This window comes from Flindersiella endophytica (assembly GCF_054779015.1).
This window is the reverse complement of sequence record NZ_BAAGYY010000009.1, coordinates 293908-308736: the sequence shown is the minus strand read 5'-3', so window position 1 is coordinate 308736 and position 14829 is coordinate 293908. Positions and strand designations below refer to the sequence as shown.

The following is a 14829-nucleotide window of genomic DNA, read 5'->3' as shown; positions in this document are numbered from 1 at the left end:
GTGGACCCCGTACGGAATCCCTACGCACCGGGTGCCGGGCAGCGTCCGCCCGAGCTCGCCGGCCGAGACCGCGAGGTACGCCAGTTCGCGGTCGTTCTCGAGCGGGTCGCCGCCGGGCGGCCCGAACGCTCCATGGTGTTGTCCGGCCTGCGTGGCGTGGGCAAGACCGTGCTACTGAACGCCCTGCGCTCGCTCGCGCTGCAGCGGGCCTGGGGCACCGGAAAGGTCGAGGCCCGGCCGGATCGCTCGGTGCGGCTGCCGATCGCCCAGGCCATCTACGCCGCGATCCGCGAGCTCGCCCCACGGCACCGCGATGAGGAGCGGGTCGACCAGTTCCTCGGCGTGCTGAAGGCGTTCGCGCTGCAGACGCCGCCCGAGGGTCGCAAGGGCGTGAAGTGGAAGCCGCCGTTCGAGATCCCGGCCGCGCGTGGCCGGGCCGACTCCGGCGACCTCGAGCTCGACCTCACCGAGCTGATGTCCGACGCGGCCGATCTGTCGGGCGACCTGGGCGTGGGCGTCGCGATCTTCATCGACGAGATGCAGGACATCGACACCACCGAGCTCACCGCGATCTGCGGCGCGTGCCACGAGATCAGCCAGCGCGCGCTGCCGTTCGTCGTGGTCGGCGCGGGGCTGCCGCACCTGCCGGCGGCGCTGGCGGCCAGCAAGTCCTACGCCGAGCGGCTGTTCCGGTACGTCCTGGTCGACCGCCTGCCGCGCGACGAGGCCGACCGGGCACTGATCGTTCCGGCCGAGACGGAGGAGGTGGAGTACGCCGCCGACGCCCTCGACGCCCTGCACGAGGTGACCGACGGATACCCCTACTTCGTGCAGGCGTTCGGCAAGGCCACCTGGGACGTCGCGCCCGACAGCCCGATCACCGCCGACGACGTGAAGGTCGCCGCACCGGATGCCGAAGCCGAGCTCGCGGTCGGGTTCTTCGGAGCGCGGTACGAACGCGCGACGCCGGCCGAACGCGAGTACATGCGGGCGATGGCCGAGCTCGGCGCTGACCGGGCCGGCGACAGCTCCGTGCCCACGTCCGAGGTGGCCAAGGTGCTGGGCAGGCGGCCGCAGAGCCTGTCGCCGGCCCGCGACGGGCTGATCAAGAAGGGCCTGGTCTATGCCGCCGAACGCGGGACGGTGGCGTTCACCGTGCCGCACTTCGGTGCGTTCCTGCGAGGCCAGCGCGCCTGACCGCCCTGCCAGACATGGCCTAGGCTTCGTCCCCATGGCGTTGGGAGGCTTGCGGGATCTGGTAGCCAATCCGGACAACCCGCGATCGTTGTCGGCGAGGGCACGGGCGAAACGGTGGGCCGAGTTCACCCGCAGGTTTCCCGATCTCGAGCAGTTCCGCGTGCTCGATCTCGGCGGGACACCCGTCTACTGGCGTGGCGCGCCCGTCCGGCCGGCTCACGTCACGACGGTCAACATCGATCCGGCGCTGCGCGACTCCGCGAGCGAGGACTGGATCCGCGTTCTGATCGGCGACGCCTGCGACCCCGGGCTCGGCGACGAGCGCTTCGACCTCGTCGTCTCCAACAGCCTGCTCGAGCACCTCGGCGGCCACCAGGGTCGCAGCCGGTTCGCCGAGGTCGTGCGCCGGCACAGCGACCGGCACTGGGTGCAGACGCCGTACCGCTACTTCCCGCTGGAGCCGCACTGGCTGTTCCCCGGCTTCCAGTTCCTCCCGCGCGCCGCGAAGCTCGCGGTCACCAGGACCTGGCCGCTCGGCCACCGGCACACTCGTGACGCCGAGCGGGCAGCGGCGCTGGTCGACGAGGTCGAACTGGTGTCGGCGGGGGCGATGCGCGGCTACTTCCCGGACTCGAAGATCTGGTACGAGCGGGCGGCAGGCCTACCGAAATCGATCATCGCCATTCGGGCGTAATACTCTGGACGCGCGATCGGATCCAAGGGCGGACTACTGTCCACAACCTCGAGCCGGCCGACCGAGCCGGTGAACGGGCCGGCGAATCGGCCCGTACCCAAGGTCTGTTGACAACTTTCGCTTCCTGCGGGGTCGGGCCGATAGGCTCGGCAGCCGTTGGGCAAACTGCACGAGACTGAACACAATGCGAGGCCACCACTGATGCGCTGTCCCCGCTGCGGCTACGACACCACGAGCGACGCTTCGACCTGCTCGCGGTGCGGTGCCGCACTGTCTTCCGCGGTGGCCGCCACCAACAGCGGCCGGGGGGCCACAGCGACCTGGCAGCGCGATGCCGGCCAAGGTCAGAGCAGTCCGGGTGGTCAGAGCGGCGGTGCATCCAGCGCCGGCGCGGCAGAGGCCCCGCCCTGGGCCGGCACCCAGGACGCCGCGGCCTGGCAGACCCCACCCGACTTCGCCCCTCGCCGCACCGTGTCCGGTTCGCAGCCGGCCTCGCCGGGCGGCGGTGGATCGAGCACCGGAGCGGGCACCGGCGCCGGCCTGCCGGTCGAGCCCGCGATGCGGCAGATTCCGCAGGAGCCGGTCCGCGAGCCGTCCGCCTATCCCGCCGGTCTCGGCATGCTGGCGAGCCTCGCGCTCGTGCTGGCTGCCGTCTCGTCGGCGGCCTACGGCGTGCTCTGCCTGACCCAGCGGCGGGCGATCTTCTCCGACCTGGCAAAGGACGCCGGCTCGGTCAGCACCGACAGCGCGACCACGAGCGACACCATCAACCTCGTCCTGTTCCTCACCGCCAGCGTGCTGGTGATCGCCGCCGCCGTGCTGGTCGGCCTGTGGATGGCCCGGGTCTTCCAGGCGCTGCCGCAGGCCAGGCTGCCGTTCGGGGTCGCGTGGTGGGTCGCGGTTGGACTCGCCACTGTGCTGATCGTCGTCGCGTTCTTCCTGCACGCCGGCGACGACCTCAACCAGATCGTGGTCGGCTACATCCTGCTCGGCGTCGGCTCGGTGCTGGTGGCGGCGCTCTCGGTGATCGCGATCCTCGGCATCCGGGGCGTCAGCAAGAACGTCGAGGAGCTGACCTCGGCACCGGTGCCCAAGCGCCTGGTCTGAACCACTTTCGCTCCCTTCGCACCACCGGCGGCAGAGTGCGGCTAGGATTTGTTGGACTTAGTCCAACGATTGCTGATGGATGTCGATGACAGCCTTTACCTCTGCGGACCAGCGCGCGCAACACGTCCGCGACGTTCGTTCGTTCAACCGTTTCTACACCGCGTACGTCGGTGCGCTCGGCGACGGCCACCTCGGCTCGCCGTACGGCCTGACCGAGGCTCGCGTGCTCTACGAGATCGCGAACGACCCGGACGCCACGGAGACGCTCGACCTGCGCCGGCGGCTCGGTCTGGATCCGAGCTACCTGAGCCGGATCCTCGCCCGGTTCCAGCGCGACGGCCTGGTCGTCAAGCAGCGCGCACAGCACGACGCGCGCCGGCAGCTGGTCACGCTCACCGAGACGGGGCAGGCGACGTTCGCCCAGCTGGACGAGCGAGCCGCGGCGGACATCGGAACCCACCTCGACGCGCTGGGCGAGGAGGAGCAGCGTGAGCTGGTGGCGGCGCTCGGGACGGTCCGGCGGCTGCTCACCAAGACGCCGCCCGAGGAGTACGACCTGCGCCCACTACGGCCCGGCGACCTCGGCTGGGTGGTGCAGCGCAACGGCGCGATCTATGCACAGGAGTACGGCTGGGACCTGACCTACGAGGCGCTGGTCGCCCGGATCGTCGCGGACTACGCCGACAATCTTCAACCAGAGAAGGAGAACGCGTGGATCGCGGAGGTCGGCGGTCAGCCCGCCGGCTGCGTGTTCTGCGTGCGTAGCAAAGACGCGCCCGACACGACCGCGCAGCTACGCCTGCTGCTGGTGGAGCCGTTCGCCCGCGGCATGGGTATCGGATCGCGGCTCACGGACGAGTGCCTGCGGTTCGCAAGGGAAGCGGGCTACGAGCAGATGGTGCTGTGGACCAACGACGTACTCGCCTCGGCGCGGCGGATCTACCAGCGCGCGGGATTCGAGCTGCTGGAGTCCGAACCGCATCACAGCTTCGGTCATGACCTGGTGGGGCAGTACTGGGGCCGAAACCTGGCCTGAACGGAGGTCCGGGGCCCCGCCTCACGGGGGTGGGCTAACGGCGCCCGAACGAATGTGAAATGACCTGGAAAAGGGGCGATCCCGGCCGCCCTCCGCGACGACCGGGATCGATACCTGACAACGTGGGCGGCTGATCAGCCGAACAGCGCCTCGTTGCCTTTTTCCGTGTCCATGAAGCCACCCTTGACGTCCTGGATGGCGGAGCTGAGCTCGTTGATGATGTCCGCCACCTCCGTCTGGGCCTTCTCCCACTGCGCCTTGGCGTCGCCGTAGGCCGCACGCGCGGTACCGTCCCAGGTCTCCAGCAGCGGCTCGAGCTGCTTCTCCAGGCCGTCGGTCTCCTGCGAGATACCGTCGTAGGTCTTCTTCAGGACGTCGGTCAGCTCGTCGAGAGCTGTCTCACTCCACTTACTAACGTCACCCATGGTCGCTTTGCCTCTCTTCTAAGCTTGTGATCGATGTCGATGCAACGAGTGGAGCGGTCAGCCGCCGAGCAGGCCCTCGAACTTGCTCGTGGTCTGCGCCTGCTGTTCCTCGTTGCTGGCGTAGGCCTTGGCGGCACCACCGACGTTGGTCGCGAGGGTGTTGAGCGCGTCGCCGATCTTGACGAGCTTCTCGTCGGTCAGGCCGATCACGCGCTGGAAGACCCCAGCCGTCTGGCCCGTCCACTCGCTGGCGTTCTGCTCGGCGTACTGGACCAAGCCCTTGCGCAGGCCATCGATCGCGTCGAAGGTCTCTTCGATCTTCCCGCGCGCCTGTTCCATCGCAACGCTGTCAGAGCTAGCTGCAGACACACCTGCCTCCTTCGTCAGTCCGGTCTCCCGGATCGCTGTCCGCTCGCTGCGCGGTGTGTGAGCAACAGGAGCGACCGTCATTTGTTGTCGAACTCGTCTGGTCCGGTGCGGTTCGAACCGTTCGTGTTCAACGTGATGCCTACGCTAACCCGAACCGCACCGTCCATGTCACGCCGCACCCGCAAGCCTGTGGATATCCGGACAGCGGTCCACAGAAATGCGGGTCAACTTGGTTCTGTGGACAGATTTCCGGCGCGTAAACCTGCCCACGACCTCGAAAAACGCGAACTCAGGGGGAGCGGTCAGTTGCCGGCCGGGACACTCTGGGTCGGCTGTGCGTTGGGGTCGCCCTGGGCGAGCGCGGATCCCTTCGCCTTGGCCGGGTCGAGTGCCGGCCCGGTGGCGATCAGGTCGGAGATGTCCCTGGGTACAGGCCAGATCTTCACGCCGTCGTATCCGAGCAGGCTCAGCACGCTGGGGTCCTTGACGGGGTACTTCAGCCCGTCGTCGGTCAGGAGGAAGAGGGGGCCCTTGCCGGGGTCTCGGGCATATGACCGCAGCACCATGAACTTCCCGCCTGGCAGAGACACGGTGTCGGCGGGCGGGCCGCTCAGCGAGCCGCCGACCGGATTCACCCGTGGCGTGTCCTTCAGGCTGAGGCCGATCTGCATCTGCATCGGATCCTGGGGAGACTCGCTGGAGTACTGCAGGCACATCACAGGATCCGACGAGTCGTTAGGAATGGCTGCCCAGCTCGGCAGATCCTGCGGGTGGTCCGGCTGCGAGAGGTCGACGTCCTCGAGGACGATGCCTCTGGTCGACGCGTCGGCGATCTCCTTCGCCGCCGCCTGCGACCCGCTGGGATCCCTCGCGGTGCCGGAGCTGATGAGCAGCTTCGCCTGCGTCGGGGAGATCTTCGCCAGTCCGCCGGTCTGCATCAGGAAGAACTGGTCGCCGGCTTCGAACACCTCCCCGACGACGGTGTCGTTGCCCTCGATCTGTTTCGACGCGGGCGTGCCCGCACCGGGGACGGAGAGCGGCTCGAGGGGTTTCCCTTCGGGGATGGAGTTGAGCCAGGCCGGCTTGACCTTGACGATCGGGTTGTCCTTCAGATCGAGGAAACGCAGGGTGTCTTCGGACTCGACTGGAAGTCGCTTGCCGTTGTAGATCACGTAAAGCTGGCCGGAACTGGTGTCGCTTACCGCGAGCGTGTCGGTGCCGAGGTACTGCGTGTCGATCGGAGACTGGCCGGCGAACAGGTCGACCACCCGCTTCTGCTCGCCCTTCACCGTCTCGACGTGGTTGCAGATGAACCAGACTCCGTTGGCGGAGGCGTCCTTGTCCGGCAGGCTGGGCGGGATGCCGTTGATGCCGACCACCTGGCCGCCGCGCGGCACGCCGTTGGCGTTGACTCGCGGAATCGTCCGCCGCGTGTCCTTGATGGTGCTGTTGCCCAGGATCAGCTGCGCCGAGGTGAAGTTGGTGACGGGATAGAGCACCCGCTTGCCCTCGACCGAGTCGTCCGGCCAGAGGATGAACTGGGCTCCGGACTCCTTGATCTGGATCAGCGCCGGCGCCTGGTCCTTCCAGCCTCGCGTCTGCGAGTGGCTGATCCAGCCGTAGAGCGCAACCACGCCGCAGGCCAGGGCGCCGACCATGACGCCGGAGAACATCGCCGCGCGGACGCGCCGCATCGGCTGGTCCGGCGCTTCCGGCTCCATGCCGAGCAACGCCGACATGATCCGCTTGACCTGATACTGGTATGCCTGCAGCCGGTCACGTCTGGTCTGCATAGATGTCCCCTAGGCTCGTTAAGCCATCCCGTCGGTGCCCTGTCGCAAGATCCTGTCACAGCATGCTATGCCTGATTTGTACAAGCTCTGCCCGGCACGGTAGGCACACCGGCCGGGAACTGCGACTACGATATTCCGCCAAGCCAACTGTTGTCGTTCGGCACTCGCCCTGACCAAACCGGTGCGATGCGGTCGAGCGGCCGGAAGGGGGATCGTGTCCGCCGTTCGCCAGCAACCGGCGCCTACCCGGCGAGCCGCTTCTGCGGCCGGCCGAGGTGGCTCGGGTCAGCGGGGCAGTCAGCCGGCAACGGCCGATCGCAGTCGTGCTTCAGCACCTGTGACCAGGGCCTATCCAGGTCGACGCATCGGGCCGGTGCCACTCGGCCCGCTCGTGGCCTGGCAGGTCGGTCTCGGCCTGCTCGCCATCGGCATTCGCTACAAGGGATCCAGTCCGATCCCGCTCGTCATCGGCATCGTCGTCCTGCTCGCCGTCGCCGTGTTCACGCTGTTCTATCTCAACGGCAGACCGCTGTGGCGCTGGTTCGGAGTGTGGCGTGCGCATCGCAAGCGCAACAGCGCCGCCCGGGCCGGGGCCCCGCACGACCCGGCGCTCGCGCCACTGCGGGAGTGGCTGCCGAAGTTCGAGATCACGTCCGTGGCCGGCCGGCGGGGCAGCACCGACGTCGGCGTCATCCACGACGGCACCGGCTACGTCTTCCTGCTCGGGCCGTCGCAGGAGGACCTGATCTCCTCGGCAGACCCGGTGACCGTGCCGCTCAAGGCGCTGGCCGCGCTCGGTGACGCCGAGGGCGTACGCCTGGCGTCCGCGCAGCTCATCGTCCGTACGCTGCCGGCACCGAGCCCTTCGCTCGGCCAGTACGGCCAGCAGATCGCGCAGTCCTACCTCGAGATCAACACCGCCGGCGCTCCCGCCACGGTCGCGTGGTGGATCGCGGTCCGGCTGGAGCCGGGCTGGGCCGGCAGCTCACTGACGCTCGACGGAGACGACGTCGACGCCGTACGCCGGGCGGTCCGCACCGCCATCGGCTGGGCGACCAAGGTGCTGTCGTCCGAGGGCGTGCCGTGCCGGGCGCTCGGCGACACCGAGGTTCGCGACGTGCTGTCGCTGACGCTCAGCATCGACCCCCATTACGTTCCGGCGTCGGTGCGCGCGCGGCGGACCAACGAGAACTGGCGCGGCTGGACCTGTGACGGCGTGGCGCACGCGACCGGATGGGTTCGGTCCTGGCCCCGGGCCGGACTGCCCGGCGCCTCCCGGCTGCTGGCTGCGATGGCCGCGCTCCCGGTGGCGAGCACGGCGTCGCTGACGTTCTCCTGGTCCACGGAAAACCTCCTGCGCGCCTCGTCGTTCGTCCGGATCGGCGCCGACAACCCGAAGAACGCGCGTGCCGCGTTCCGCCAGCTGACCAGGCTGTCGTCTCGCGGCCGGGTCACCGTCAACCGGCTCGACGGCGAGCACGTGCCCGGCGTACTGGCGACGATCCCGCTCGGAGTCGGTGCCCGATGAGTGCCGTTGCCGCGGGGGTGTCCGTGAAGTCTTCTGGCCGAGCCGTCTGCTACGGAGTTGGTGCACCGTGACGATGTTTCCGTTGGTGGCCGCGCACGAGACGCATCAGCGCAACGTCGGCGATGCCATCGTGACGCTGCCGCCGTCCGGGCTCGTGCTCGGCTCCGGCCAGGCGGGCGCGCTGGTGATCCGGCTGTTCCGGGCCGAGCCGGTCCGCGTCTGTGTGGTGTCGGCCGGGCAGCTCGCCCAGCTGATCGCCTACCGGGCGATCGCGCTCGGCGCCCACGTCACCGTCGTCACCGACGCGGTGGCCGGCTGGACCCGGCTCGTACAGGCCGTCCCGCGCGGGCCGCAGTGGCTCACCGTGCTGCCGACCGGCTCGCGGGTCGCGGCCACCGGCACCTTGCTGCGGCCGTCGCTGGTGATCGACGCCACCAGCGACCACCAGGCGCTGCCGCGGTGGGAGCAGAGCAACTGGCAGACGTTCGTCTCGGTGCAGTCGAGCATCGACTCCACCGACGAGAACGAGCTGCGTTCGTACGACCTCGTGGTGACGCAGCAGCTGGCTCCCGCGTCGGCCGAGTCGGTGCGCAGGGCGTTCGGTCTGGCGCCCGACCGGGCCGGCTGGCTGACCCAGATGCCGGCGGGTGTCGTCGCGGTGGCGACGGCCGGCCAGCTGGCGTTCGGGCAGCTGCAGGCGAGCAGCTTGGAGCAGCGGCTGTTCGGGTAGCCCTCGGCCGCATCGAAGAATTTCGCGACAAAGAAAACAGCCGGCGCCTCGAACCGAGGCGCCGGCTGCTTCTTGTTCTTGCCGTCAGGACGGGCGATCAGCCGCTGAGACCCTCGAGGATCAGGTCGTAGACGCCGAGCATGCCGACGGTCAGCGGCACGATGCCGAGCAGGACGAGGACCTCGAGCAGGTCGCCGTAGCGGCCCCAGACCGGCGACAGCTCCCGGCCCGGCATCCAGATGCCCCAGGCGACCAGTACGCCGGCGATCACGAGGCACGGCAGGCCGAGCACCAGCAGGGCCAGCTGGGTGTCCTGGGCCAGCGAGAGCTCGACGATCACGATCACCGAGCACAGCACGCCACCGCAGATCAGCCAGAGCCGCTGCGTCCGGCCGCGGAAGTGCCTCGCCCGCAGGACCAGCGCCAGCGCCGCCACACCGATCAGCGCCGGGGCGAACCAGGTGGGTTCGCGCAGGACGTAGATGGAGCCGAGCACGCAGATCGTCGCCGAGCCGGCGATGAACGCGGCGATCAGCTTGTCGGCGATGATCGCCTGCTGGATGACCGTGGGGCCGGGTAGCACGTCGGTCTGCGCACGCAGGTCGTCGGCGCTGGACGGGAGCACCGGCATCGGCAGCTTGGCCAGCCGGGCGCAGATGGTCGGCAGGAACGGGACCGCGCCCAGCGCGATCATGATCGCGATCGACGCTGCCTGCGGGCCCGTGACCGGACCGTTCTCCGGACTGAGCAGGACCGCCAGCGCGGCCAGCGCACCGAGCCCCGCGACCACGGCGACGGCGAAGAACGCGTCCCAGCTGGCCGCGATGGCGTAACCGCAGATCGTCGACATCACCATCGCGAACCCGAGGCCGACGAGGAGTTGAGCCGGCCCGAACGCGCTGAGGTTCGAGCTGTCACCGAGCAGGAGCAACCCGCCGACCGCGGCGTAGGCGACCGCGAACGCGCCGAGCAGCGACCCGGCCCGGGCGTCGCCGTAGGCCCGCGACATCGCCGCGCCGCCACCGAGCAGCGCCACCGCGGCGATCAGGCAGATCACCGTCGACAGGATCCAGTTGGGCTCGCCGGACCGCAGCGCCACGAAGATCCCGACCAGGAAGGCGACGGCGGCCACCGCCATCGAGGCGGTACGAGTGGCGCCGGCGTCCCAGGCCGACCGGCGGGTACGAGTGGCCGTCGCGATCGCGTCGGACACGTCGTCGAACGCGAACTCCGGGATCGAGGTCTCGCGGTGCCGGAGGTACAGCACGTCGCCGTCCTTGACACCGAGGCTCGCCAGTCGCTGCGACGGGTCGAGCGCCGACTCGCCGAGCCGCTGCATGATCCAGCCGCCCCGCAGGAACGTCGGATCGTCGGGATTCTCACCCGCGTAACGCAGCAGTGTCGGCAGGAGGTCGGCGAGCGGCGAGTCCGTCGGCAGCGCCAGATCCATTCGTGTTCGCGGTGCGATCACAGTGACGCGGCATAGCTCTACCCCGCTGTTCGCGTCCACGGCCAAGTCCCCTCTTCCGCTTGCACAGCCCGGTACCACACAAGTCGTGGAAACTAGAGCTTAGAGGTTCCGGCCGGGGCTTTGTCGACGGTATGTCCCCGGAGCCGATCGCCTGGCCGGCCGGCTCGACACCGAGGAGGGCTCCTCGGAGGAGACGTCGTCGCTTCGCGACGTTAGGCTGGATGTGGACCTTTGTGACTTTGCTGTGCAACACCCGCTCACTTGGGTCCGGCGTGGGGATTATGCAGCGTTTAGGAGGGTGTGGCCGATGAGCACTGTGCTGTACCGCCGTCCACCACGGCGGCCGCCGCCTCAGATGCCCAAGGGCGAGGTGATCTTCGAGTCGCCGCCTGAGATGCCGGAGGAAGAGACCGCCGGCGGCGGTATGCAGAAGTGGCTCAGCGTGCTCCCGATGGCCGGTGGTGCGGTCTCGATGGTGTTCATGGCCAGCATGTTCACCGGCGGAGGCGGCGGCGACCGCGGGATCATGCGCATGATCGCGATGGGCATGATGGGCGTCTCGACGATGGGCATGGGCCTGTCGCAGCTCGGCAACCGGGGAGCCGATCGCAAGCGCAAGGTCGACGGCGGCCGGCGGGACTACCTTCGTTACCTCTCGCAGTTGCGCCGTCGCATCCGGGCCGCGGCCGACAAGCAACGCGAGGCGCTCGAGTTCCGCTACCCCGACCCCAGCCAGCTGTGGGCGGTGCCGCTGTCGCGCCGGCTGTGGGAGCGCCGGCCCAACGACAAGGACTTCGGGCACGTACGCCTGGCTCGAGGCGCCCAGGGCTTCCTGCTGAAGCTGGTCGCGCCGGAGACCAAGCCCGTCGAGGACCTCGACCCCGTGAGCTCCGGCGCACTGCGTCGCTTCATCCAGACCTACCGCCGGGTCAACGACCTGCCGGTGGCGCTGTCACTTCGCGCGTTCGCCCACGTACGCATGGACGGCGACGTCGAGGCCATCCGTGACCTCTCGCGGGCGATGCTCGCGCACATCGCGACGTTCCACGCGCCGCACGAGATGATCCTGGCGTTCTGCGTCGGACCCGACCGCCGGGCCGAGTGGGACTGGGTCAAGTGGCTGCCGCACACGCTGCACCCGGCGGCCACCGACGGCGCCGGCCACCTGCGGTTCGTCGCGGGCTCGATGTCGGAGCTGGAGCGGATGCTCGCCGACCAGCTGACCAACCGTCCTTACTTCTCGCCCGACGGCTCGCCGCTCACCGACGCTCCGCACGTGATCGTCGTCGTCGACGGTGGCCACGCCGGCCCCGACTCCCTGTTCGTGTCCCAGCCGTGGCAGGGCACGACGCTGATCGACGTCACCGGCCAGGCGGCCCGGCAGGGCGGCACCGGCGTGCTCCGGCTGCACGTCGAGAAGAGCAAGGTCGAGCACCTCACGCCCGGCCGCGACGAGAAGTGGCGTACCACCGAGCTCGGCAAGCCCGACTCGATCTCGGTGACCGAGATCGAGGCGCTCGCCCGTACGCTCGCGCCCCTGCGGGCCACGACGGCGACCGGCAAGGCCGCTGAGTCCGCGGAGGCCGAGGTCGAGGAGGAGAAGCCGCAGTTCGAGAACGACCTGATGGCTCTGCTCAACATCCAGGACGCCTACAACCTCAACCTCGAAGAGGTCTGGAAGCCGCGGCCACGCGAGAGCCGGCTGCGGATCCCGTTCGGTCTCGACGACAAGGGCATGCCGATCGAGCTCGACATCAAGGAGGCCGCGCAGGGCGGCATGGGCCCGCACGGCCTGGTGATCGGTGCGACCGGTTCCGGTAAGTCCGAGGTGCTGCGCACGATCGTGCTCGGGCTGGTGGCCACCCACTCGCCCGACTACCTCAACCTCGTGCTGGTCGACTTCAAGGGTGGTGCGACGTTCCTCGAGCTCGACAAGCTGCCCCACACCTCCGCGGTCATCACCAACCTCGAAGGCGAGCTCACGCTCGTCGACCGCATGCAGGACGCGATCGCCGGTGAGATGGCGCGCCGGCAGGAGCTGCTCGCGTCGGCAGGCAACTACGGCTCGCTGCGCGACTACGAAGAGGACCGGGCCAAGGGCAAGCCGTTGGAGCCGCTGCCCACGCTGTGGATCGTGGCGGACGAGTTCTCCGAGCTGCTGACCGCGAAGCCCGAGTTCATCGACGTGTTCCTGCAGATCGGCCGGATCGGCCGATCGATCGGCGTCCACCTGCTGCTGGCCTCCCAGCGGCTGGAGGAAGGCAAGCTCAAGGGCCTCGACACGTTCCTGTCGTACCGCTTCGGTCTGCGGACGTTCTCCGCCGCCGAGAGCCGTACGGTCATCGGCGTTCCGGACGCGTTCGAGCTGCCCCGCGAGCCCGGTGGTGGCTACCTCAAGGTCGGCACCGACTACATGCAGCGGTTCCGTGCCGCCTACGTCGGTGCGCCGTACGTCCGGCCGACGCCGGGCACGGTCGGCGGCAAGCGCAAGGCGCCGCCGAAGCCGGGTGAGAAGCGGTTCGTCCCGCAGATCACCGCCTACACCACCGACTACGTCGAACCCAACATCGTCGAGATCCCGGCGGAGCCGGAGCCCGAGCAGGAAGTCCAGCAGGCCGCGCAGGGTCCCGCACCCGGCGAGCCCAAGGTGCTGCTCGACCTGATCGTGGAGCAGCTGATCGGCAAAGGCCGGCCTGCTCACCAGGTCTGGCTGCCGCCGCTCAACGAGCCGCCGACGATGGACGGCCTGCTGCCGCCGCTGAAGACCAGCGAGGAACACGGCCTGAACGCCGACTGGGACGGCCGGGGCACCTTGCAGGTCCCGGTGGCCCTGGTCGACAAGCCCTACCACCAGCGGCGTGACCCGATGTGGCTCGACCTGTCGGGTGCGGGTGGTCACATCGCGATCTGCGGTGGTCCGCAGACCGGCAAGAGCACGATGGTCCGTGGCCTGATCGCCGCGCTGGCGATGACCCACACGCCCGAGGAGGTGGGCATCTACTGCCTCGACTTCGGTGGTGGCACGTTGCCGGCCATGGCCGGCCTGCCGCACGTCGGTGGCGTCGCGACCCGGCTCGACTCCGACGGCATCCGCCGGACCATCGGTGAGATGACCTCGCTGATGGAGCAGCGCGAGCTGCGCTTCACCGAGAACGGCATCGACTCGATCGCCACGTACCGCCGGATGCGCCGGCAGAACCGGATCGAGCCCGACCGCTTCCCGTCCGACGTGTTCCTGGTCATCGACGGCTGGGGCACGGTGCGTGCCGAGCACGAGCAGATCGAGCAGGCCGTCACCACGCTCGCCAACCGCGGTCTGGGTTTCGGCATTCACGTCGTCGCCACGGCCGTGAAGTGGAACGAGTTCCGCTCGGCGATCAAGACGCTGCTGCAGACCAAGCTGGAGCTGCGGCAGGGTGACCCGTACGACTCCGAGATCGACCGGCGGATCGCGGCCAACGTGCCCAACAACCGCCCGGGCCGCGGCATCACACCCGAGAAGCTGCACTTCCTGGGCGTGTTGCCACGTATCGACGGTGTCGAGGACGACGACGACCTCGCCGACGGTGTGAAGGCGATGTGCGAGGCCTCGGTGGCCGCCTGGAAGGGCCGGCCCGCGGCGCCCGTCCGCCTGCTGCCCGAGCGGCTCGAGATCACGACACTGCCGCAGCCGGGCGACCGTCCCAAGCACCTCATCCCGATCGGTATCGACGAGGACAACCTGCAACCCGTCCTCCTCGACTTCGAGGAGGAGCCGCACCTGTTCCTCACCGGGCAGATCGAGTGCGGTAAGTCCAACCTGCTGGACGTGATCCTCAAGTCGATCGTGGCGCGCTACACACCGAAGGAAGCCAAGATCGTCGTCATCGACTACCGCCGGGCGCAGCTCGAGTCGATCACCGGCAAGGAACACCTGATCGGCTACGCCGCTTCGTCCGGCGCCGCGACCGACATGCTGAAGGACATCGCGGGCGTCGTACGCAAGCGGATGCCAGGGCCTGACGTCACGCCGGAGCAGTTGAAGAACCGTTCCTGGTGGACGGGTTCCGACCTGTTCGTCGTGGTCGACGACTACGAGCTGGTGGCCACCTCGAGCGGCAACCCGCTCAGCCCGTTCGTCGACCTGGTGAGCCAGGCCCGCGACATCGGCCTGCACCTGATCATCGCCCGTGGTTTCGGTGGCGTGGGCCGCGCGATGCACGACCCGATCGTGCAGCGCCAGCGCGACATGGGTAACCCGGCGCTGATCATGTCCGGTACCAAGGAAGAGGGCAAGCTCTACGGCCACACGGCCACGCCACTGGTGCCTGGCCGAGGCATGCTGATCAGCCGCCGGATGGGCAACAAGCTCATCCAGACGGCCTGGCTGCCCCGCCCGGGCGAGGAGGAGACGGCCTCGGCGTAGGCGCCTCAACCGGAACGTCAGACAGCGAACCGCCCCCGGGCCTGGAGTGACCGGGGGCGGTTCGCTGTCTCTGT

11 protein-coding genes are annotated in these 14829 nt (G+C 69.1%); 7 read left to right on the top strand and 4 right to left on the bottom strand.

Annotation, left to right across the window (positions count from 1 at the left end):
- From ACYVF6_RS06785 to ACYVF6_RS06770, 4 genes are all read left to right on the top strand, one after another.
- A complete protein-coding gene (locus ACYVF6_RS06785; protein ID WP_460517231.1) occupies positions 1-1197 on the top strand; it encodes an ATP-binding protein in 1197 nt (398 codons plus the stop codon).
- Positions 1198-1231: 34 nt separating this feature from the next.
- Complete coding sequence (locus tag ACYVF6_RS06780; RefSeq protein WP_460517228.1) at positions 1232-1891, top strand: methyltransferase domain-containing protein; 660 nt, start codon at positions 1232-1234, stop codon at positions 1889-1891.
- A 282-nt stretch (positions 1892-2173) separates the two neighbouring features.
- A complete protein-coding gene (locus tag ACYVF6_RS06775) occupies positions 2174-2998 on the top strand; it encodes a hypothetical protein (protein WP_460517226.1) in 825 nt (274 codons plus the stop codon).
- Positions 2999-3083: 85 nt separating this feature from the next.
- Positions 3084-4034, top strand: a complete 951-nt coding sequence (locus ACYVF6_RS06770; RefSeq protein WP_460517223.1) for a bifunctional helix-turn-helix transcriptional regulator/GNAT family N-acetyltransferase — start codon at positions 3084-3086, stop codon at positions 4032-4034.
- A 134-nt stretch (positions 4035-4168) separates the two neighbouring features.
- Here the strand turns inward: ACYVF6_RS06770 and ACYVF6_RS06765 are convergent, their stop codons facing one another.
- From ACYVF6_RS06765 to eccB, 3 genes are all read right to left on the bottom strand, one after another.
- Complete coding sequence (locus ACYVF6_RS06765) at positions 4169-4459, bottom strand: WXG100 family type VII secretion target (protein WP_460517220.1); 291 nt, start codon at positions 4457-4459, stop codon at positions 4169-4171.
- 57 nt (positions 4460-4516) lie between these two features.
- A complete protein-coding gene (locus ACYVF6_RS06760) occupies positions 4517-4828 on the bottom strand; it encodes a WXG100 family type VII secretion target (RefSeq protein ID WP_460517217.1) in 312 nt (103 codons plus the stop codon).
- 302 nt (positions 4829-5130) lie between these two features.
- Complete coding sequence (eccB, locus tag ACYVF6_RS06755; protein ID WP_460517214.1) at positions 5131-6621, bottom strand: type VII secretion protein EccB; 1491 nt, start codon at positions 6619-6621, stop codon at positions 5131-5133.
- 373 nt (positions 6622-6994) lie between these two features.
- On the opposite strand from eccB, the gene ACYVF6_RS06750 reads away from it, so the two are divergent.
- Together ACYVF6_RS06750 and ACYVF6_RS06745 are read left to right on the top strand one after the other, a co-directional pair.
- Positions 6995-8149, top strand: a complete 1155-nt coding sequence (locus tag ACYVF6_RS06750) for a type VII secretion protein EccE (RefSeq protein ID WP_460517211.1) — start codon at positions 6995-6997, stop codon at positions 8147-8149.
- Between the two features lie 67 nt (positions 8150-8216).
- On the top strand, positions 8217-8879 hold the full coding sequence (locus ACYVF6_RS06745) for a hypothetical protein (RefSeq protein ID WP_460517208.1): 663 nt from the start codon (positions 8217-8219) through the stop codon (positions 8877-8879).
- Between the two features lie 97 nt (positions 8880-8976).
- On the opposite strand, the gene eccD is transcribed toward ACYVF6_RS06745, so the two are convergent.
- The gene (eccD, locus tag ACYVF6_RS06740) at positions 8977-10389 is read right to left on the bottom strand and encodes a type VII secretion integral membrane protein EccD (RefSeq protein WP_460517205.1); all 1413 of its coding nucleotides are present in this window, start codon (positions 10387-10389) and stop codon (positions 8977-8979) included.
- 268 nt (positions 10390-10657) lie between these two features.
- On the opposite strand from eccD, the gene eccCa reads away from it, so the two are divergent.
- Entirely contained in the window at positions 10658-14755 is a 4098-nt protein-coding gene (gene eccCa, locus ACYVF6_RS06735; RefSeq protein WP_460517202.1) for a type VII secretion protein EccC, read from the top strand.
- The last annotated feature ends 74 nt before the right edge of the window (positions 14756-14829 follow it).

Coding starts and splice junctions, on each gene's coding strand:
- eccB (WP_460517214.1), bottom strand. CDS start 6,621: ATGCAGACCAGACGTGACCGGCTGCAGGCATACCAGTATCAGGTCAAG.
- ACYVF6_RS06780 (WP_460517228.1), top strand. CDS start 1,232: ATGGCGTTGGGAGGCTTGCGGGATCTGGTAGCCAATCCGGACAACCCG.
- eccCa (WP_460517202.1), top strand. CDS start 10,658: ATGAGCACTGTGCTGTACCGCCGTCCACCACGGCGGCCGCCGCCTCAG.
- ACYVF6_RS06765 (WP_460517220.1), bottom strand. CDS start 4,459: ATGGGTGACGTTAGTAAGTGGAGTGAGACAGCTCTCGACGAGCTGACC.
- ACYVF6_RS06770 (WP_460517223.1), top strand. CDS start 3,084: ATGACAGCCTTTACCTCTGCGGACCAGCGCGCGCAACACGTCCGCGAC.